Raw genomic sequence first — 22,052 nt, 5'->3', positions numbered from 1 at the left:
CCACTCATCGTAATGACGGATAACACACAGCAAGTGACATTTGCCGATCTTGGTTTGATTCCAACCTTAGTCGAGCGACTAGAATCCTTGGAATATAGCCAACCGACTCCAATTCAATCTCATACCATTCCTCACGTACTTGAAGGGCGAGATATTGTTGGTGGTGCCAATACCGGTTCTGGTAAAACCGCTGCTTTTGCGTTGCCAATTCTGCAAAAGATCTACCAGCAAGATACATCACCTAATCGTCGTGGCAACTTCGTGTCTCATCTGATTTTGGTTCCAACTCGTGAGTTGGCATCACAGGTGGCTTACAACATTAAATCCTACTCGTACCATCTTAGAGATAAGATCAAAACGGTTGCGGTATTTGGTGGCGTATCGGTGAACCCTCAAATGCTGGCTCTTCGTGGTGGTAGTGACGTTATTGTCGCAACTCCGGGCCGCCTACTGGATCTAGTATCTAGTAACGCCATCAAGTTGGACCAAGTAAAAACACTCGTCCTCGATGAAGCCGACCGTATGTTGAGCCTCGGATTTACCGACGAACTCAATAAGATTCTTGCACTACTTCCTGAGAAGAAGCAGACACTGCTGTTTTCTGCCACCTTCCCTGAAAAAGTTACGAGCTTGGCTAAGGACTTGCTGCACGATCCCGTTGAAGTCCAATTACAGAGTGCGGAAGCCAGTACGTTGGTACAGCGTGTGTTTAGTGTCAACAAAGGTCAAAAGACCGCAGTACTTGCGCACCTAATCAAACACCACCAGTGGCGACAGATTTTGATTTTTGTTAATGCTAAGAATGCCTGCAACCACCTAGCTCAAAAACTGTCAAAACGCGGCATCACTGCGGAGGTCTTCCATGGTGACAAGGGGCAAGGTGCTCGTACTCGCGTGCTTGAAGGGTTTAAGTCTGGTGAGATTCAAGTACTTATTGCTACCGATATCGCGGCTCGTGGTCTTGATATAGAAAAACTACCCGTGGTTATTAACTTTGACCTTCCACGTAGCCCTGCTGATTATATGCATCGAATCGGGCGTAGTGGTCGTGCGGGCGAAGTCGGCCTTGGGTTATCACTTATTGATTACGATGACTATCACCACTTTAAAGTGATAGAGAAGAAAAATAAGTTCCAGCTTGAGCGTGAGCAGGTTGAGGGCTTTGAAGTGGAAGACGATCAAAGCGAAGCCTACTTTGCACCGATGAAACCACGTGCAAAGCCTGCAGGTTCGGGTAAAAAGAAGAAAAAGCGCAATCAGTAGAATGTAGTTGGTGGGAGAGAGAGCTAGCGAGTTTGCTTTCTCACTTTAATCGCGTCTTTTATAGTAGTGTAGAGCCTTACTTGAAACGTCAAGTAAGGCTCTTTTGTCTTTCAAGAGTCGATTACGCGCTATCGTACTACCGACGCGTCGAACATCCGCGAGATGAGCGTTTCTTAAATGCAGATGCCGCTTTAGCCTGCGACTTCAGAATAGAATCAACGGTGAGCGGCATCGGCTCTTTCGGTTCAAGACCATGAGGGAAAGTACGTGCTCTCGGTGGTAAGTTATATTCTTCCGCGCTCGCTCGTGGCATGCGCTTAAAGCGATACAGGTAAAAGTTCTCCAGCTTTTCTCTCGCCCATTCGGTTTTCTTTAAATACTTAACGCTACTCGCAATTGAGGGCTTGGTGTTAAAGCAGTTAAAGCGCATTGCGGTATCTAGAATGTCCCAGCCATAAAAATCCACCAACTCTTGCAACATAATTTCTAGCTTTAGCCCGTGCAGTGGGTTATTGCGTTGCAGTTCGATTCTTTCTTCGTCAGTCATCATTTTAGGGGTCTCACTCATTAAAGGGCGGAGTTTAGCAAAGTATGCAGTGCAGAGATATCTAAAGTCACGATGCGATGATTTGAAAAAGTATGGGGACAGGTTTTGTCTATTGCCTGTCTAGGTTTCCCATACTTCAGTTAATTTAGTTTTTGCTAATATTGTAAGGTCGATAGCAAACTTTTGTCCAAAATCGAGTTGGGTGGTATCGCAGAACTGTAAGATTAATTAATGCTTAAGCTGTTTATATCTCTTTCTGAAACTCTTTGAATGCGCGCTCGACCAACCGATATAACCTTGTGATCTGATCACCGATCGCTGCACTCTTATGCTCTATCCGACGACGGTTTAACTGCGTATTTGCCCCATCAGGATAGTTCTCCAGTAAAAATTCGACAATGTGTTCAATGTTGTAATCCGGTTGCCCTTCAAGCACGGCAACCGCCATGATCTCATCCGGAATTAATTGCTGACGGTTATATTCCAAAGCTGCGCGAATCACCTCTGCTTTAGCTGAATTCGGCTGAACGATATCATACGGCGGGGTCCACTCTTCTGTCGGTTTTAATCTGTCAACCTGGTTCACCAGAGCCAGAATCATCGGCCTTTTTAGCTTTATGTGTTTTTCATCCTGATAGAAAGCATCCAGCTGTTTTCGTAACTCAACATCCAGCTTTCTAGCTGGCTGGTTTGCTTTAACAACCCAAAAGATCAAATCACTGTTAGTCATTTGATCTATGAGTAACTCTGCGGTTTTCAGGTTTCCGTCAATGCCGGGCAAATCAACCAAATGTACCAGATCGATCCCATCAACTTCGCAACGATGCACTGTTACCTCATCAGTCGAAGGCAACACATGCACTTCTGCCACCATATTTCCCGAAATAGCGTTTATCAGTGATGACTTACCGGCACTGACCTGCCCTACCACCGCAATCCGCAGCGGCTCAATTTCAGCCGCAAACCTTGATTGATCATCAGCTGAAACCTGACTTTGACCGAGTTCACTCTCTCTTGCAGCAAAGCGTCCGCTGTAAAGATCGATAGCTACAGCCACCACTTCCTGTAGCAGTACCCGTTTTAGCTGCCCCTGAACCTCTTCACTTACATCCTCAAAAATCCGCCCGAGGATCTGGCCGCGGGCTTCAGCAATTAATCCGGCAGGCGTCATCGCTCTGAACACCCGATAGATATCGTAAGCCTGTTTCGCAACACCTATCTTGTCTTTTTGCTCATAGCCCTTAACCAGCGTCCGTAGCCGGACTTTCTCAGCGAAAGGCACATGATCTAACAGAAACTGACGGTAACGCTGGCTCACCTCTTCCACCATCAATAAAAATTCAGGAGCAGTAAAAGCCAGCTCTTTATCGGCTTTATCAGGAAAATAATAACCGGCGGCATCAGCAACAAGCTGAAAGGCATGGGGGCGCATCATCCCCCACTCAGAATTTAACGCCAGAAGAGTCTCAACACGCAGGTTCAGCTCGTCCCACACCTTGTTGTCGAAGTCACTCCATTGCCCTGATGGTTTCACCTGATAACCAGGCAAAGCTTCAAGTGCCAGCTTTTCTGCTTTTCTCTGCCTGACCAGATAAAAATAAGGAATGGCTACAATGAGTGAAGAGAGTGCCAACAGCAGCGCAAACCACAACCATCCACCCAGCTGCACTAAGGTCACCGCGCCTACAATTGCCAATATCAGAGTTGGTATCACCAGCAAAGCAAGAAACAAAGGTACAATGCCGCCGGACAGCTCAGTAAGAAAATTAATCCCGCCGCGTGCTTTTTTCATGTCGGTCCTTTGTATGAGTGAAAGCCTGCTCAAACGCCTGCCTGATATCCTGACTCGACACTGGCTCCCCTTTATTCAGGTGATACAAATACATACATGCAGCCCGACCAACTCCATAAGTTGAACCAAAACTGATGGCAACCGCTGAAGCACTTCCGATAGTCTGGCCATATACAGGAATGATCTTTACCAACTGTCGCAATCCCAGTTTAGAGACGTATTGAAAGGCAAAACTGGAACCGAGTAATCCGGCAAATTCACTGAAACGTTGCCAGTTCCATTCAATCCCGTAATGGCTTGCTAAGCTATGAAGCATCTTGCCCTGAATTGCAGGCACAGACACCAACCCGACAACCGGTATCGCATCCGAAGCTCCCGCGATACCTGCATACCAGATCACTTCCCGTTTCAACTTGCTAAAATTCGCTTCTTCGCGATTGTGATGCTCTTCTTCTTCCATCAGCAAAAACAAAATCGGCAGCATCTCCCCCAGCGATGATTTAAGAACATCCAATCCAGCCAGTTCCGGCGTATGAGCAAAATCAACCGCTACTGACGCCAACTCCCCTTTCCAGGCTCTCTCAACCTGAGACTGGTTGTAAGCAATGGCATTTTTCCTTTCATCAGCATTAGCAATCGACATCACACCGGTATGAACAACCAGTACCTGCTTTATCTGGCCTGTATCGCGAATTTGCTCCAGCGCCTTAATGATATCGATCTGCTCAGGCTCTTCGGCTTTCATAACAACCAATAAGGCATGACTTCGATTCTGACAGGCTGCAATATCTTCCCGGGGATCATAGTCAGCTTCAGAAAGTCCCCGGGTATCAAGGAAACAAAGCAAAGGGTTGGATTGAGGATAAATGTAGCTCATGGCGGTAGGAGTACAGGGCTGAAAACCATTACCGATTTCAATAGCCGTATTACCGGTTAACGACTGAATCAGTGATGATTTCCCCGCGCCGGTTTTCCCCAAGAGCCATAGCGTTGGCAAATTAGCCTGCCATTGAGAAACTGCAGGCTCAATATCCGGAATTTCCGGTGGACTGATGTACTGATATACCGTCTTGATAAATTGCTGCATTACCAGTGGCCCCTTTTGCTCCTGTGCACCAATATACCCGCAACTCTTTGAACCTCAGGTGAAGCAACTGACAATATCACTCTGAATATAAGAGCTGGAATATTAAAGCTGCTCCCTACCTGCTGGCCTTATCGCTAGTGATCAATTAAGTTCAAAGTTAACCGCTGTTGCCATCAGTTTAACCGTTCAGGAACAAATCACGCTGCAAGCTAGAACCCGGCTGACACGCATAATGAGAGAAATCCGTCATCCCCTGATGCTTTAGTACCTCTTCGTCAATAAAGAAGTTGCCGCTGCATTCTCTGGCGTCCCGGGTAATAATTTCATAACAGGCATCAGCCATGATTTCGGGGTGACGAGAATGATCTTTCAACCATTTCCCTTCTTTCATATTTAGGATCGCAGATGTCGCGATCGCAGTTTTCGGCCACAAGGCATTGGCAGCAATATTGTAAGTTTTAAACTCTTCCGAAAAGGTCAGCGCCAGCATCGACATGGCGTATTTTGACGTTGTATACGCCCCGTAGTTTTTGAACCACTCGGGTTTAAGGTTGATTGGCGGAGAAAGAGTAAGAATATGCGGATTATCGGACTTTCTCAGGTAAGGCAGACAAGCCTGGGTTAATAAGTAAGTACCACGCACATTAATAGAAAAAATCAGATCGAATTTTTTAGCCGGGGTATTTTCGGTGTTTTGCAAATTAATACAGCTGGCATTATTGATCACAACATCAATTCTTCCCGTCTGCTGACAGACTTCATCGACAGCTTGTTTTATCGCCTCCTCATCACGAATATCCAATACAACAGGAATTGCTTTGCCTTTGCCCATAGCATTAATTTCATCGGCTGCGGTATAAATAGTGCCGGGGAGCTTAGGATGAGGTTCTGTCGTTTTCGCCGCAATGATGACTGTTGCTCCCGCTTCAGCACAACGCTTGGCAATAGCAAAGCCGATCCCTCTGGAGCCTCCACTGATAAAAACGGTTTTGTTCTCAAGTACGCTGTGTTTATCCGTTAGCGGTGGGCTGTTATTCGGTTCATCCGGTTTTACTTTCGACAACTTAAACGTACCGGTGATCACTTCTAACCGATTAATCAACCTTCTTGCCTTATCAAAGATGGTTTCCATTGCGGCTTTACTCCCTTTGGCCTGAATATCCATTTTTGTAACGTCAGCCATTTAACGTCAATCACTTAACGTCACTCCTTCGATTCAGTATAGAGCAAATATTCAGATATCTATTATCCAAGCCAACTACCCGCACTAAGCGCACTAGCTAAGCGAATAACAAAAGCCAGCCGCAACAAAAAAGACCGGGCAATACCCGGCCTGATCTCTATTACGCCGAGTGTATTATTTCGATGAAACTTCAGTCTGAGCTTTATCTCCAGCAGGTACCTCTTCTGGTCCAAACTGTTCCAGCTTCAGCCAGGTATTAAACAGTTCATACCAAATCGCCAGAATGACAGCACCGAGGAACAAGCCAATAATTCCGGCGGTAATCATCCCACCAATTGCACCAAACAAAATCACAGGCATAGGTATTGAAACTCCCCGCCCCATCAACATAGGTTTCAGCACATTATCGGACAAACCAGCCACAAGTACCCATATGGTAAAAATGGTCGCCGGAGTCGTATCCTGAACAGAAAAAACATAAGCAATGACGGGTAATCCCACCAGAGTTGCCGGTAACTGAGCAATACCAAAGATAAACACAAGCAAGGTTAGCAACCCGGCGGCAGGCACTCCAAAAATAAAAAATGCAGAGCCGACAAGTAAAGACTGAATAAACGCCACACCCACTACCCCGAGCAAAACACTACGAACAGTGGCAGCAATTAAATTTGCCCACTCTTCACCATGCTTGCCAACAATACGGACTGATACATTCTGTACTGCCTTTGACATCGCTTCGGCATGAGCCATAAATCCGGCTGCAATTAATAGCGAAATAATGAACATCACCAGCGAAGCTAAGCTGCTACCCAGCAAGCCAGCAAAAGCACTGACAGCCCCTTTAATCTCAGGCAGATATTTCTGCATCGCACTTTCTAGATTCAACGAAAACAACGCCCAGACGTCATAGAGCTTGTCACCAATCAAAGGAATTTCAGCCACACGAGGAGTCGGCCCCGGAAGTTTGACATTGCCTTCCTGCAACACCTCTGTCATTCGTGCAACAGCCTCGTATATTGAGCCGGATACAATCACGAAGGGTGCCACCAGCAAAGTAATTCCCAGCAAAGCCAGAATGGTGGCCGCCAGCCCTCGCTTTCCATTAAGCGCCCGTTCCAGCTTCATCGTCAGCGGCATCAAAGCTACGGCAATAATTGCGCCCCACAGAACGGGAATAATAAATGGCTTGATAATGTCGTAAGTCCAGACAACCAACACAAACAATAAGCCAATCCGAATCGAGGATTCGACCATATTGTTAACAAAGATCTTGCTTTGATGCTTTTCAAGTTTGTTATCCATTGTCCTTATCCTGATTACTTTGGCTTGCGCCAACCAGACTGGCCACAACAATGGCCATATAGAACACACCCACGATGGCTTCTAAATACACAACCACCTGAGCAACCGGTGAAACAGGGCTGATGTCGCCATACCCTAATGTGGTCAGGGTGACAAAACTAAAATAGGCGGCATTGGAGAAATTGTCGCCCCAAGGCAACTGAGTCATGCCGGTAAAGGCGTCGGAGGAAAATTCAAGAATCAACAGGTAAAGGATCGCCCACATCAATCCGAGCAACAAAAACAGCGCCAGGGAGCCGATGACTTTATTGGTATCAATACTGCCCGTCATCAGAATTTGCCGGAAAATCGAAGCAAAAGTGCCAAGGAAAAAAGTAAAGGTAAGCAGCAGCATCACTACATCTATCTGCTTTATGCCCATCAGTTGCCTGCCTACGGCCACAACCAGCCAGCAGACAAACAAGGCAATCAGAAATCGATACCACTTTTTGTCAAATCGCAGACTCACCAGACAGACAATAAAATTCAGTACGGTGACAAACTGCAAAAGCAGATCGAGCAAACCGCTAGTCAGTACCTGCTGAAAAGAAGAACTGATCAGCAAAATGATCAATGCCAGGGTCAGGTAATAGAAGTTATTCTTTTCACTGATTTTATTGCCCATAATGCATCTTCAGCCTCACTCATGGTTCTGAGTCTCATCCGGCATCACCATAATGGATGCCGTCAGCCCAAATCTCAGATCAATGCCGTCCGGCAGATCTTTCAGTGATATCCGTACCGGGATCCGCTGCGCCAGTCGAATCCACTGAAAAACCGGATTCACGTTTGGCAGCAGGTTATAGCCAACCGTCCCATCTTTAGGTGCGATTCCCCAACCCAGTGAATCAACGACCGCCTCAATTGGCTGTTCCGGATAAGCCATCAGCGTTACCTTTGCCGCATCACCGATGCTGATGTTTTCCAACTGACTTTCACGAAAATAGCCAAACACCCAAAAACTGTTTACATCAACCAAAGCCAACAGAGGCTGATTCGCCACCGCCTGCGTGCCTTCTTTGATATCCAGATTTGAGACATATCCATCTACTGAGGCATAAACCCGTGTAAACGCCATATTTAGTTTTGCGGCATTCAACTGCTGCTCGGAAACTTTTATCTGAATCAGTGACTCTTCATACGCAATTTGCCGCCGGGTTAGATCTTTGAGCGACACTGCGCCTTTATCGCGTGCTCTGATATCCAGCAGCCGTTCATACTCAATTTTCTTTCCGCGGGAGCTAACGACGGCCCTTTCCAGTGAAGCTTCGGCCTGTGACAGTGCGACCTCGTATGTGCTGTCATCAATCTGAAACAGAAGGTCCCCTTTGCGCACAAACTGGTTGTCATTCACCGCCACATAAACCACTGGCCCGGAAACCCTTGGGGCAACCTTGATAACATTAGCCCTGACCTGTCCGTTTCGCGTCCATGGGTTATTGAAATACTCGTTGAATTTCTGATAACCCAGCCATACCGCCCCGCCAATAATCAGGACATTAAGCGCGATAACGAATAGCTTTTTTATCTTCTTCATCTTCACACCTAAAACCGCAGGAAAAAGGCATCAATAGCCACCACATAAAACATGGTGATGGCCAGAAACGTCAGCGACGGAAAGGCAATCAGTCGAGACAGCCGGATTTTATTCAGAATCACAACGGTCACCCAGGTCGCAATCACCGCATAAATCACCACCAGCAACAACGGCGAAAAATACACATCTCCTATGGCCAGCTCATGAGGCATATCCATCATGGTTCTCCCTGCTCAGCCGAAGGTTCTGATCCGTCATCCTTTTCCGCCTCTTCGGTCGAAGCTGCCTTAGGTTTGCCGAAAACCCATGGGGCTGTCTCGACGTTATTCGGAGACAATGACGGCAATACCGGATCATCCAGCATGTTTTCCCAGTCTGTTCTGGCTTTCATTTGCTCTGCGACATCTTCCCGTACAAACGGCTTCCCCGTGTTGGCTTCCCACCCACCGCCTAGGGACTTATAAAGTGCAATCACCTGATTGGCGACATTACCTTTAACCTGAGCGTAAGTATCTTCACTACGGGTCATCTTCTCGACCGAACTGAGCAAGCGTTCGAACGTGATTTGACCGTTTTCATACTGAGTCAGGGAGATGTTAAATGCCCGGACAGAAGCACTGACTGAGCTGAAAGCCAGCTCCTTTTGCAAACTGTTTAGCTGGTAAGCTTCAAGCGCATTGCTGACTTCCTGAACAGCAAGTAACACCCGTTTGTTATAGTTAGTCAGGGTTTCCTGGAAGCGGGCATCCTCAAAACGTACGTTGTTTTCAACCCGACCGTACTGAAACACATTCCAGGAAAAAGCGGGACCTAATGACAAAGTTAACGAATCACTAAAACTGAACTCACTACCAGCAGGCACCGTGCTGTTGATCCCTATGGCTCCGAACAGTGAAAACCGCGGGTAAAATTCTGCCTCAGCGATACCAATCTGCGCACTTTGAGCATGAGCCTGAAGTTCTGCCAGCTGTAAATCCGGCCTTCTTAATACCAGTGAGGCATCGACAGTAGTACTGACCAGTGGCGGGCGAGGAATAAGAGAGTGGCGCTCGTACACATCAAACAACTGCTTCACCTGATTACGATCATACTTCTGATCAAAGGCTTTGATTTTGGCATTAATCTGTGTTGAAGCCAGCATCGGCTCGATCTCGTCTGGCAAGGAGCCCAGAAGTACAGCCAGAGCATTTCTTGACTGCATCATCCCAATCCTCAAAGACGGAAGCGCAGATTTGGTGCTATAAAGCTGTGTTTTCGCCTGCTGCACATCCAGCTCGGTGACGTTTCCGGAAGCAAGTTGTGCTTCGGTGATCTCCACCACCCGCTCCTGAATTTCAATATTACGCTCAGATAGCAGCACTCTTTCCTGAAAAGTCCGGTAGTTCACATAATTTCTGGCCACTTCTGCCGTAATGCTCACCATAATGTCGTGATAAGACGCGATGGAGGCATAAAGACCGGCTTCAGCCGATTCAACACCACGAGCAAATTTTCCCCATGCATCCAGCTCCCACCCGGCATCAAAATTCAGCGTGGCATTGTCGAATGTATTTTCATTCTGATAGATTTTGGCCAAGTTTCCGGAGAAGGTTTGTGCCTGAGGATAATTAAATGAATCGGCAATACCTAAAGCTGCCCTCGCCTGCAAAATTCTCAGACCGGCAGATTCCAGATCCAGGTTTTGTTCCGAAGCCACCTCAACCAGACGGTTTAGAGCCGGGTCCTGAAACTGAAACCACCAGCGAGCGGTTTTCCAACTGGTGTCAGTTTCTGTGTCTTTATTCCAGCCATTCGGTAATTCGACAGGTTCCACACCCTCAAAATCAGGTCCCAGCACCGAGCATCCGGTCATCAAGAATAAAGAGAACAACGCAACAAAAGGCGACCTCACTTTTTGTACTGCTCCCCCTAAAAACGATTCTGACTCAATTGCTGCCAATAAATAGCTTCACTGGTAACTTTGCATTGAATCAGCGACTGAAAAATATTTTTTTTCAAGTTTAGGTAGATATAGAAACCGGCTATGTCTGATTTTGAATAATCCGACCATTCAATATGTTCAAAAAAACTATCCAGTTGATTTTCCAACAGACTATAACTATTTTTTTCGTCCGCTATATATTGCTCAACATCGTCGTTACTCGAATCTGAGACACGGTGATTAGTCAGCCCGAATGCGATTTCAGGAATGACTTTATCCTGATATTGTTCTCGGGCTGTGGAGACCAACCGGTTTTTACTCAAACGAGGCTCAGCCGCAGACAAAATAAATAAATGGTGGCTAAGTACTTCACACTGATGGCAAAAATCTTTGAGCTGCTGCGCAGTTACCGACTCACAATAGTCAACATTGACCTTGCCCGACCATAACGCCAGCTTTTTAACCGTCGCCTTCATTGTTATCAGGTGCCATCTTAATAGCCACTGTTGCCACCAGCTTTTTTCCCTAATTTGAAACCCGACAATGGATCGGTAAACATGTCGGAAATAACGCTCCTTCATTACCAGCAAAAGATGTTCCGGCCTTGAAGAAAAAGGAAAGTAGTAGGAGAAAATAACCATGAATACGGTAAGGTAAAATAACATCACTATGGTGAGGGTTATACCGAAGTGATAAACCATATTGTTATCGATTCCTAACGTAAACATGCCTATCAGAAAAAAAATGGTGATCGGCCCTTTTAATAAATAAAAGCCGACAAAGGTATAGGTAAAAATAAACACGGCCAGCTCTGAACCAAGTGTTAATTGTGGCAACAGAAAAACATAAGCTGGCACGGAAAAAATGAACCCGAGAGTAAACAATATAAACAGCATCACCGGGTGAAGCGGCATAAATGAAAGAATTGAAGCAAACAGAGTACTAAATACCACCAGGTTATAACCACCGGGCGGGTTAAATAAAATCCAGATCACTCCCGTCAGCCAATAGATAAAAAACGCTTTAACAGCAGATTGGGCGTTTTCGGCATCCCACCAGTTAAACCTGGCGTCTTTACCCGCCAACTCTTCGTGATACTGCATCCGACCAGTTACTGAATCAATGCAACAGACACTGCTGTAGAGTCGCTCCAGCTTTTCGCGGATATTTTCCAGCAAATATCCCATCGTAATAGCAGCACCCCGCTCCAGGTGTGTGGCCACTTCAAGTTTTGTCGTCGAGTACGCAACCGGAGGAACTTCTTGTTCACTATCTGGTGAGCTGCTCTCCCATCCCTGCGGTATCTGTTGATATAAGCGAGTTATTTCATCAACTTGTAGCTGATAGTTCTCTATAAACGCAGAAGATTGCTCAGCGAGTTGCCAATGTTCACGAGCAGCAAAAACCAACAACTCGGTCAGCTTTCGATAGTAGTGCAACACATGATCCCATTCTGTTTTATACGATGAGATATCGCTGCATTCAGCACTAATACTTTTGTAACGGGCTTCCAGTGCTTCCTGCGCGGCATACATTTTTCCAACCAGAGCTGGAATATCGGCTTTCGCATCTTTATCGCTTTCAGGTTCACTTTGAGCCGAAGTGCTTTCTTCCGATTGAGACGACTCATCTCCTTCCGATGATTCACTTTCCTGATCTGAAGCATCCGCACAAGGCCGCGTGATCTGTAAAAACAATTGACTCTGGATTTCGCCGAGGCTATCGGCAAGCTGGCGGAGGTTTTGTTCGACCTGTGGCGGGAAGATAAATATGCCGACAAGGGTATAAACCACCACGCCGAATACCGTCATATAAGTACGATCAAGACCATAAATGAAAGCCCCTTCCGGATCACCGCCGTTGAACATCATCAGGATCATCACCCCGGTGAGCATGAACAGGGTCGGATCTGCCAGGTAAGCATTACGGATATAGAAAACGGCAGTCACAGCCAGCGAGACTGCCAGCATGTAAAGCAATCGGTCCTGAGCAAAGGCCCCGACCAATACAAGACCGATAATCGCACCAACAATGGTTCCCATTACCCGGAGAGTCCCTTTAGCAAGGGACTCTCTGCGACTGCCCGTTGAAGCAATCAGCATCACTGTTGTGGCCGCAGTTGAAGCCTGCGGCCAACCTAAGGCCATAGGTATTAAAAAAGCCAGAGTTAAGCTAATAGCGACTCGGCAGGCAAACTTGAACTTTTCGCTCAGGCAAAACGGAACCAACCACTTTCCGGGATGAAGTGAAGAAAAGTCTCGTGCCAATTGCGGCAAAGACTGCGCTTTATTATCGGCCATTAGCTTCTCAGACTAACTACGAATTAAATAATTAGACTAGGTGAAGATATTGGGTAATAAGGTGAGAAAGTGTCTTAGTTGTAATGAAGCAAAGGGTTTTAAAAGAAAAAGCCTGTCGGAAGCATCAGATAAAATGCGCTCCGGCAGGCTTATTAGCGACTAATCAACGGTAATGATTAAACCACTATCTGTTAACGACATCTTCCTGTGGAATCGTCGAGTGAATCTGAGTGATCGCGTTAATGAACAGCTTTACAGCTGGCAGCATTCGGCTTTCATCAATATCAAAATCGCCGTTATGGTGACCAGCGGTCAGGTTAGAGCCAACCAGACAGTAAATTGCTTTACCGCCTTTCTGCTGTACCCTGTCGACAAGGTAACCGGCATCTTCACTGGCTCCGAAATCCTTCTCACGAAGTACATGAGAGAAACCACTGTGAAGACCGATGGTTTCGAGTAATTCGACCATCTCAAGATCGTTGTGCAAACCAATAGCTTCACCCTGTGCTTTGATCTCCACTTTCACTCCGTGAATAGCCGCTGAAGCCTCAGCTATACGTTCAACCTGCTGATACATATAGTCGTTAAGCTCACGGTTTTCGCCGCGGGTCTCCCCCATCAGCACAGCATTAGCCGGAATAACATTTCGGCCGTCACCGGCATGCATCTGACCGACGTTAATACGAGTCATCCCATCGCGATGGCGAGGAATAGCCAGCATCTGAGACACTGCGGTACAGGCAGCAGCCAGCGCATTACGTCCTGCATTCGGCTCAATACCGGCATGAGCTGGTTTGCCCGTAAAATGAAGATCGAACTTGGAACTGCACAGGAAATGCTGCGGATCACAAACCAGTGTGCCACTTGGTACATTCATGCCGATATGGGCTGCTAAGAAATAGTCGACATCATCAAGCCAGCCACTTTCAGCAATCGCTTTACCAGCCCGGCACCCCTCTTCTGCCGGCTGGAAGATCAGCTTAATCTTGCCACACAATGCATCTTTGTGTTCGGCAAGCACTTCCGCAATACCGAGGCCAATAGATGCATGTGCATCATGCCCGCAGGCATGGGCAACCCCCGGAGCCAGAGATGCAAATCCCAGAAAGCGCGGACGATGAGAATCCTCCTGGCTTTCCATTACATCAACGGCATCAATATCAAATCGCAATGCAATCACAGGACCGGGACGCCCCGTATCTAAAATTGCTCCGACGCCGGTAATACCGTCCATCTGAGCCAGAAATTCGAAATCAGCACCCCAACTGATTGCGCGCTCCTGAGCTTTGGCGACGCTTGATTCGTCGCGCCCCATTACGGTTTCTCGTGCAATAATCTCATCCGAGAAACAAAGCTCATACCCTAAGAGCTTAAGGTGTGCCGCAATACGGCTCGTCGTAAAAAATTCACACCACGCCGATTCAGGATAACGATGAAACTCTCGGCGATAATTCATTAATCGCTGGGAAAGTGCCTGTTCATCAATAGTTAAATAATTTACCAATTTACTCCGCCCTTTCGTTTTATGGCATTGCCGACCGCATTAAACCTAGTAGCCGGTTAGCTCCATAAATCCTTGTCCCGAGTGACTACCACTAACCTTAATCGGACCTTCCCAATAGGAAAATACGAACGGCAACCACTGCTCCTTGCGGACAACATCCACTTCTAGTTGTATCTGCTGTGTAGGTATATCAATTCGCCAGTTAATCGGAGTATCTTTGCCGCCTTGTGCCACATACGACACCGGCGTCAGTCTGATATCCTCTGGCTGTAATAGTATTGTTTTGCCATCAGGCCAGCTCAGCGAGCCAAAATAATACGGTTGAGACTCTTTTTCCCTGATCTGGTATACCATCAGGGCCCTTCCGTCGTCTAAATGAACAGAAAACCAGTCCCAACCCTCTTGCTTTTCGGTTAACCCTTCGCTGCTCCATTCACGATCGTACCAGCCGTCGCCTTTCACTCGATAGGATTTACCGTCAAGCATTAGTGTGCCGTTTAATTTCAGAAACGGCGCACTGTAATAGTATGAAGCAATATCTGCGGTAGGATGCTTCTTGCTGTAGCCATTGTCACCCTGAAATACCAAGGCGCCCGTATTTCGGATGGCTAAATCGGCCGCCATGTCATCGTCGGCAAATTGAAGACGTCCCGGAAACGGAGAATCGCCATAAGATCGCCATGACCAATTATCCAACCATGCGCGATAAGGATTCTGCGTAACGCCGGCCTGTCCGATCCCTCCTCGGGCAAACCGCTCGGCATGCCAGATTTTGTCTTTGGTGGTGACAACCGTATGAGCCATAAACATATGCGGGCTGTTCCAGCCGGTTCCTTCGCGGGCATCGTTAGCAAAGCGGAATAATGTCCACTGTACACCAAAAGTTTCCCCTTCTTCCGACTCAAGGTTGGCAGTCAGGTACCACCATTCGGTACGAAACTCAGGGTGGCTTAAATGGTCCTGCGGGAACTTCCACTCTTTTCCGGGAACCACCTGCGCAAACTGGTTCGCTTTGTCCTGACGCAGAATTTCAGCGGTATTCGCACTTTGATCGGCCTGCTCACAACCGGTCAGTGCCAACACACTCAAACCCGTCACGCCCAGGCACAAAGCTTTCAGTGCACAACGCACTTTAGCAGTTATCATCAGAATGCCTCCCGTAGCGACATAATGGCTGAGCGTTTAACCAGACGCCACACCGGCCATGCCCCTGCAACCAAAAGAACAACTAATGCCGACCCCAGTGAAATCAGGTATTCAAACGGGAAGTACTGAACAGGCATGGTCCAACCGAACGAGTATTTCAGTACAACATCAATCAGCAACTGAGCCAGAACCAGACCTAACGGCAAAGCGATAACCGCAGTCATCAAACCTATCAGCAATAACTGACCACCACCCAGCGCGGCTAGTTCACGTCCGGTCATCCCCATACAACGCAGCAAAGCAAACTGACGCTGACGCGAGACTTCCCCCGCTACAGTGGCAAAAAACAGTCCGCACACCGCAATAAATAAAGTCAGCCTGCCAAGTGTTGAGGTAACAACAAAGGTACGATCGAATACCCGCATTGCCTGCTCCATCAGCTCGACATTATTGCGCACCCGCTCCGGTGACAGACGGAATCGGTCACCCAGCCTGCTAATTAATGCCTGACCGTCAGCGCCGGGCTTAAGAAGAACGCCCAGACCAACCTGCCCTTTATAGAGCCAGAATTTCTGCCAGCGTTTCTGCGACAACATGATCTGACCGTAAGGGTTACCATAATCGTAATAGACCCCGGCAATCAGCCAGTTACTTCCCATAGGTGCAGGCAGGTCAATTTCCTGCCCCGGATACCAACCATTTTTCAGCGCCAGAGACTCACTGACTAACACTGCCCGCTTATGGTGGAAGCGCTGCCAGTATTCAGGTATTGCCACTTTAATAGAAAGCGCCTGCTGCTCGCCCTGACTGATACCTATGCTGACCACCTGCAAAGTACCGGTTTCTGTCGGCAACTCTTTACGTAGCTGCCACCAAACCTGACCCACTTCATCCTGACCTTCCAGCCAGTAAGCAATGCGCGGTGCAACATTGAGCGAAGGGCGAACATATATATCGGCCGCCAGACGCTGATCCAACCAGGTTTCGGTAGTATTCCGGAAGCTGCCTACCATAGTTTCCATACCAATGTTGGAAGCCAGGGCAAGCATGAAGGCCATCGCAGCAACGCCACGGTAACTCAGGCTGGCCGCGGCATCACTGAAGAACCATCTCAGACGAGCTGAACGGACAATCAGGCCAAGGACCTGGAACAGTTTCCACAACAGGAATGGCATACACAACGCACTGGCTATCAACACCAGTCCAATCAGAACAAAACCGGCTGTCTGTCCATGTGGCAACTGATATACCGCCACAGCGGCACCAATGAACATACAAGAGAACAGTGCCTGCCAGGCAAATTCACGACCACTGAAACGAACCAGTGACATATGTGTAGACAGGCGTGCAGGCTGAGTTCTGATCAGGCGAACCAGTGGCCAGCCACATGCCAGCAGGCTACCGCCAACAGCAATAGCCAGAGACGCCAGTCCCCACTGCCAGTGCCAACTGACAGACAGACTGACATTGGCACCGTAGAGATCACTCAACGTTTCTGCCACAGAAGGCAGCAATTGCTGAGCCAGTACCAAGCCAAGCAGGTTACCACCCACCATGCCCAGAGCAATCCATACCATTAACTCCACAATCAAAGCCCTGGCCAACTGGGGCGCAGACACCCCGGCCTGACGTAACAGACCGACCAAAGGCTGACGCTGAGAAAAAGACAGTGACATCGCCTGATAGAAAATGAACAAGCCAACAATGAACGCCAGCATACCCATCGCAAACAGATTTAAGTGGAACGCATCCGTCAGCGGCTCAAGTGTCGCACTCTGATGACGGTCCAGCTTCAATGCCGGAGGTAATTGTTCTTCCAGTGCCACCAGCTGATGCGGTGACATTTTCCCACACAGAATAGATGTCAGCCCGGATCCCGGATACAGATTTCGAACCACAGACATATCAGCAACCATTCGGGTTCCGCGGATACGCTCTTCCTGCACCACTTTCAGCGGGCCGATCTCTTTGCCGTTTTCAAGTTTAAGATACTGGCCGTCAGTAACGTCCATATAACGGGCCAGCTGCTCACCGAGTACAATCGGGAACGGCGGGCGCATCAGCTCCATCATCTGAGACTGCTGAGGCGTGGTTACTTTATTGCGGAAATTAGAAAACATCGCGATGGGATCAATCCCCACGATTTCAAAATCACGGCTGTCTTCGGTAACAATTCGGTGTTGATCCATCGGCACACACTGGTTAAAACCAGCGCGGCGAAGCTGAATGTAGAATCCCTGTGGTACTTTGATAGCAGGCTGGCTGTGGCGAATACGGTAAGGAAAAGGATTAGAAAAAAGTTGCTCACCCTGCCGATAGCTTTCCCGCGCCTGCTGGTTAACGCCCATTACACCAACCAGCAACGCAATACCAAGAGTCAGGCCTAACCATACCAATACAATCTGGAATGGGTGGCGCTTATAGTGCCCCCAGAGCGCTTTAGCTACGGGGTTTGACATGAAGCTGCCCTCCCTGAAGTCGAATACAGCCACTCATGTGTTCGGCAACTTTCTTACTGTGAGTCACCAACAGCAAAGTACAGTCTAGCTGGCTGGTCAGATTGACCAACAAACGAATTACCGCTCCGGCGTTACGCTCGTCCAGGCTTCCGGTCGGTTCATCCGCCAACAGAATATCCGGCTCCATATAAAGTGCACGGGCAATCGCTGCACGCTGTTGCTGACCGCCGGACATCTCTTCCGGATAACGTCCCAGCAACGGCATAAGATCAAGTGCAGAAATGATTTGTCGCCACAGTTTTGGCTTTTCCTCCAACCCTTTAAGCTGGCGGCAAAAGCGAATATTGTCGGCAGTAGTCAAAGTAGGCAGCAAGTTGAATTGCTGAAAGACGAGACCAATATTGTTACGACGAAACGCGGTACGTTCACGTTCAGAAATCGCATGAATTGGTGTATCTCCTAACCAAATCTCACCGGAGTCTGCTGTGTCCAGGCCTGCGATAAGGTTCAACAAGGTACTTTTCCCCGAGCCGCTTTCTCCCATTAAGGCCAGCTGCTCACCTTGTTTTAGCTCCAGCTCAGCTCCCTGCAGGACAGAGTGATATTCACCGCCGTCCTGGTAGCCTTTGCAGAGCCCTACCAGTCGTAACATCCTAATCCCCAAAAAATTCAAGGTATTTTCCGGGAGAGAAATTTACCGCAAACCCCGGATTCGAGAAAGTATTTTAAAACACTGACCGAGAAATAAAATGCAAAGGGATACAAACCATCCACAATTTGTACAAAACACATACAAGTAAACTGCAACTAACTGATATGTAAATATGGTTTCCCTTTGCTTTTTTATTGTTCAAATTGCTAATAATGCAGTAATAAAAAACAATTTATTCAGTCTGTTTGCGTATTGTATCAGTGTGTACCTGCGACCAGGTTATTCATCCAAGCGCGGGTCTTAATCCTGATTGTTGAGCCGACTACTTTCACCAACTCTTCCAGCATCAACATGGCATAAATCCACTCTAACGGTAATTTTAAAACAAGCGCGGCAAAAGCAGTAACCGGGATACCGATAAACCATTGCGCAGCAATATCCTGATAGAAACAGAACCGAATATCTCCCCCGGCCCTCAGCACCCCGACAATCATGGTCATCGGCAAACTTTTCACAATAATGGTGAGAGCAAACACCAAAAAGAAATGGCCAGCCAGTTCACGAGTATCTCCGGACAGAGCTGAGAACAAATCCAGAACCGTGTCTTTCATCAACAGCATGGTTAACGCAACCATCACGCCACAGAAAAGGTTGAAGAAAGAAACCGCCCAGGCCTGATAATACGCTTCTTCCATCCGGTTAGCACCAAGCTGGTTACCAATCATCACCGCAGAAGCATTGGAGATACCGATAATTAACGCCAGTGAGAATGACTCAATCGGCGTCATAACAGACAACGCGGCCAGCCCCTGAACACCTGCCTGACCAATAATTGCATGGTAAACAAAAATACCAGCCGACCATGCCAGATGGTTAAACGTGGTTGGCAGCGACAACGACAGGAACCGTTTGATTTTGACCCAGTCAAACACTTCCAGCAAAACACTGAATCCGAACGCCAACAGGTGTCGGCGTGAGTACAGGTAACTATAAAGCAAAGATACTTCGACCAGCCCACTGACCAAGGTCGCCACTGCCGCGCCGACGATGCCCATTGCAGGCGCACCAAACTGACCGAATATCAGCACCCAGTTCAGGAACATATTCAAACCGATACCGATAGCACTAAAGAAGGTACTGATCCCCGGCTGGTGCATCGCACGCAGGCCAACCGCCATACTGCTACCCCATGCCACCGCAAACAAACTCATTGAGGTGATTCTCAGGTAATCAGCACCCAGCTCAATCACCGCTTCCGATTGAGTTGCAAGGCCAATCACCTGCTCCGGGAAGAATAAGAAAATACCGCCGGCAATCATCGCAGTGATAGTAGTCATCACCACGGTCAGAGCAGTACTTTGTTTTACCCCCAGCTTGTTTTGAGCCCCCCAGTATTGCGCTGTCAGCAATGCCCCGCCAGTGGTCACCCCGAACAGCATAATAGTGGCAACAAACAGTGCTTTACCGGCGATACCAATCGCCGCCACATCCAGCTCACCCAGTTGCCCCAACATCAGAATATCGACAAGGCTACGGCTCGAAAACAGCATTGTCTGCAATGCGATAGGAAAAGCAATCAGCATCAGGCGACGGAAAAAGTCACCTTTGAAATGGAGCAGAACAGGATGAGACATGGAGGTATCCAAACATAATACAAGAAGACAGCTCGAATTTTATCCACTACATTTTTATTGACAACTCTTTTTACGGGGAAAAATCAATCGCCTATTCGATTTATCCTGAAAAGCGCATTACAGCAGGGAGCATGTAATCAATGATAAGGACAATTTTGGTTGTTGGTGCCTCCGGTTATGTAGGCAGCCATTTAGTTCCCGAGCTGGCTAACAGCGGCTACAAAGTCAAAGCCACAGGCCGAAACCTGAAGCTGTTAAAGAAAAGGGGCTGGGAAGAACTTCCCGATGTAGAACTGGTTGAACTGGATCTCAATCAGCCAGACAATCTCGATGATATTCTCTCTGACGTCGATGCCGTATTCTTTCTTGTTCATGGTATGAATCACGGCCATGATTTTATTGATTATGAGGTTAAGGCCGCCAGCAACTTCAGTCAGGCACTGAAAAAAAGCAACGTGCAACGCGTTATTTATCTGGGAGCTCTCCAACCGCTGCACGGTAATACAAAACATCTGGCAGCAAGAAAAGCGACCGGAGAAATTCTCCGCGACAGCGGTATCCCCATTACTGAACTACGCGCCGGGATCATCGTCGGCCCTGGCTCTGCTGCTTTTGAAGTGATGAGGGATTTCGTCTATCACCTACCCATTATCATTGCCCCCAAATGGGTGAAATCCCGCAACTCCCCTATTGCCCTTCGCAATTTGCTTCACTACCTGTTAGAGCTGTTGCATTTCACGCCTTGCCGCCACCAAATCCTTGATGTCGCAGGACCGGAAAACCTTAGTTACGCAGAGCAGATGCGTAAAATCGGCAACCATATTGGCAAAAAGGTTCGCATTCTGCCGATCCCATTTCTTACGCCCTCCTTTGCCGCGCTCTGGCTTAGGTTTATCACATCAGTACCCACCAATATTGCCCGTGCACTTGTTGGTGGACTCAGACACGATTTACCTGCTGACGGCAGCGCGATTCAGTCACTAATCCCGCAACACCTCCTCAATTATGATGAATCCGTTGAAGAATGCCTCAGCCATGAAAACGAAGTTGTTCGTAACGAAATCTGGGGCTATGACCCTGATGCTCTGGCACGATGGCAATCCGGTTATGGCTATTACCCAAAACAGGCGGGGTATACCCTTCGCACCGATGCCACCAGCGAGCAGCTATGGCAACAGGTACAACTGGTGGGAGGTAAAGAAGGTTACTTCTATGCCAATTACCTATGGCGAATACGCGAGTGGATGGATCACCTGATTGGCGGCGATGCCCTGACCCGTTACCGCCGTGATCCTGACAAACTGGAATTGGGCGATAAAGTCGATTCGTGGAAAGTTATCCATATCGAGCCAAACCGTTTCCTGTCGCTGTTGTTTGGAATGAAGGCTCCGGGATTGGGAAGACTGGAGTTCACCATTGAAGATAAAGGTGAGTACAGAGAAATCGACATTCGAGCCTGGTGGCACCCGGCTGGTTTTTCCGGCTTACTTTACTGGTTCGCCATGATGCCGGCGCATTTGTTCATTTTCAGAGGCATGACTCATGCTCTGGTCAAACGTTGTAAAGCCAAAGCTCAGGAAGGGAAATCGGTAACGGAATAGTAAGGTGCGAAAGTTGAGATGATATGTTTGAAGAAATCAGGTTCAGAAAAAGCTAAAAATAGAAAAGCGAGTTGCAAGGAACAAA

The 22,052-nt window shown here is 47.8% G+C and carries 17 protein-coding genes; 2 read left to right on the top strand and 15 right to left on the bottom strand.

Annotated features, from left to right (window positions below; all coding sequences use genetic code 11):
* Positions 1-12: 12 nt before the first annotated feature.
* On the top strand, positions 13-1,263 hold the full coding sequence (locus AACQ93_RS07500; protein ID WP_064603456.1) for a DEAD/DEAH box helicase: 1,251 nt from the start codon (positions 13-15) through the stop codon (positions 1,261-1,263).
* Positions 1,264-1,399: 136 nt separating this feature from the next.
* On the opposite strand, the gene AACQ93_RS07495 is transcribed toward AACQ93_RS07500, so the two are convergent.
* The 15 genes from AACQ93_RS07495 to AACQ93_RS07425 form a co-directional block, all read right to left on the bottom strand.
* On the bottom strand, positions 1,400-1,813 hold the full coding sequence (locus AACQ93_RS07495) for a VF530 family protein (protein WP_064603453.1): 414 nt from the start codon (positions 1,811-1,813) through the stop codon (positions 1,400-1,402).
* A 241-nt stretch (positions 1,814-2,054) separates the two neighbouring features.
* The gene (locus tag AACQ93_RS07490; RefSeq protein WP_064603450.1) at positions 2,055-3,602 is read right to left on the bottom strand and encodes a GTPase family protein; all 1,548 of its coding nucleotides are present in this window, start codon (positions 3,600-3,602) and stop codon (positions 2,055-2,057) included.
* Positions 3,577-4,689, bottom strand: a complete 1,113-nt coding sequence (locus tag AACQ93_RS07485) for a YcjF family protein (RefSeq protein WP_064603448.1) — start codon at positions 4,687-4,689, stop codon at positions 3,577-3,579. The genes AACQ93_RS07490 and AACQ93_RS07485 overlap by 26 nt, the downstream gene beginning before the upstream one ends.
* A gap of 178 nt (positions 4,690-4,867) precedes the next feature.
* Complete coding sequence (locus AACQ93_RS07480; protein ID WP_084419035.1) at positions 4,868-5,872, bottom strand: SDR family oxidoreductase; 1,005 nt, start codon at positions 5,870-5,872, stop codon at positions 4,868-4,870.
* A gap of 174 nt (positions 5,873-6,046) precedes the next feature.
* Positions 6,047-7,174, bottom strand: a complete 1,128-nt coding sequence (locus tag AACQ93_RS07475) for an AI-2E family transporter (protein WP_064603445.1) — start codon at positions 7,172-7,174, stop codon at positions 6,047-6,049.
* Positions 7,167-7,838, bottom strand: a complete 672-nt coding sequence (locus AACQ93_RS07470; protein ID WP_007461246.1) for a potassium channel family protein — start codon at positions 7,836-7,838, stop codon at positions 7,167-7,169. Before AACQ93_RS07470 ends, AACQ93_RS07475 begins: the two co-directional genes overlap by 8 nt.
* 15 nt (positions 7,839-7,853) lie before the next feature.
* The gene (locus AACQ93_RS07465) at positions 7,854-8,741 is read right to left on the bottom strand and encodes an HlyD family secretion protein (RefSeq protein WP_064606574.1); all 888 of its coding nucleotides are present in this window, start codon (positions 8,739-8,741) and stop codon (positions 7,854-7,856) included.
* Between the two features lie 17 nt (positions 8,742-8,758).
* On the bottom strand, positions 8,759-8,962 hold the full coding sequence (locus tag AACQ93_RS07460; RefSeq protein ID WP_086004382.1) for a DUF1656 domain-containing protein: 204 nt from the start codon (positions 8,960-8,962) through the stop codon (positions 8,759-8,761).
* 5 nt (positions 8,963-8,967) lie between these two features.
* On the bottom strand, positions 8,968-10,602 hold the full coding sequence (locus tag AACQ93_RS07455) for a TolC family protein (RefSeq protein WP_232323335.1): 1,635 nt from the start codon (positions 10,600-10,602) through the stop codon (positions 8,968-8,970).
* Positions 10,603-10,658: 56 nt separating this feature from the next.
* Complete coding sequence (locus AACQ93_RS07450) at positions 10,659-12,884, bottom strand: FUSC family protein (protein WP_064606572.1); 2,226 nt, start codon at positions 12,882-12,884, stop codon at positions 10,659-10,661.
* Positions 12,885-13,155: 271 nt separating this feature from the next.
* Positions 13,156-14,475, bottom strand: coding sequence for an amidohydrolase (locus tag AACQ93_RS07445; protein WP_007461236.1), 1,320 nt, complete (start codon positions 14,473-14,475; stop codon positions 13,156-13,158).
* A 45-nt stretch (positions 14,476-14,520) separates the two neighbouring features.
* Complete coding sequence (locus AACQ93_RS07440; protein WP_064603439.1) at positions 14,521-15,621, bottom strand: lipocalin-like domain-containing protein; 1,101 nt, start codon at positions 15,619-15,621, stop codon at positions 14,521-14,523.
* Positions 15,621-18,080 carry an ABC transporter permease gene (locus AACQ93_RS07435; protein ID WP_064603436.1) on the bottom strand — a complete coding sequence of 820 codons (2,460 nt, stop codon included), beginning with the start codon at positions 18,078-18,080 and terminating at the stop codon, positions 15,621-15,623. Before AACQ93_RS07435 ends, AACQ93_RS07440 begins: the two co-directional genes overlap by 1 nt.
* Positions 18,061-18,732 (bottom strand): ABC transporter ATP-binding protein, encoded by a 672-nt coding sequence (locus tag AACQ93_RS07430; RefSeq protein WP_007461229.1) that lies wholly within the window; start codon positions 18,730-18,732, stop codon positions 18,061-18,063. The genes AACQ93_RS07435 and AACQ93_RS07430 overlap by 20 nt, the downstream gene beginning before the upstream one ends.
* 257 nt (positions 18,733-18,989) lie before the next feature.
* Positions 18,990-20,366 carry an MATE family efflux transporter gene (locus tag AACQ93_RS07425; RefSeq protein WP_064603433.1) on the bottom strand — a complete coding sequence of 459 codons (1,377 nt, stop codon included), beginning with the start codon at positions 20,364-20,366 and terminating at the stop codon, positions 18,990-18,992.
* 140 nt (positions 20,367-20,506) lie between these two features.
* Here AACQ93_RS07425 and AACQ93_RS07420 point away from each other — a divergent pair, with 140 nt between their 5' ends.
* Complete coding sequence (locus AACQ93_RS07420) at positions 20,507-21,967, top strand: DUF2867 domain-containing protein (protein WP_064603430.1); 1,461 nt, start codon at positions 20,507-20,509, stop codon at positions 21,965-21,967.
* Positions 21,968-22,052 lie beyond the last annotated feature (85 nt).

It is taken from the genome of Photobacterium sp. J15, from assembly GCF_963870815.1.
Taxonomy (GTDB): domain Bacteria; phylum Pseudomonadota; class Gammaproteobacteria; order Enterobacterales; family Vibrionaceae; genus Photobacterium; species Photobacterium marinum.
Note: the sequence above shows the minus strand (reverse complement) of the source record. Positions and strands in the feature narration are given on the sequence as shown.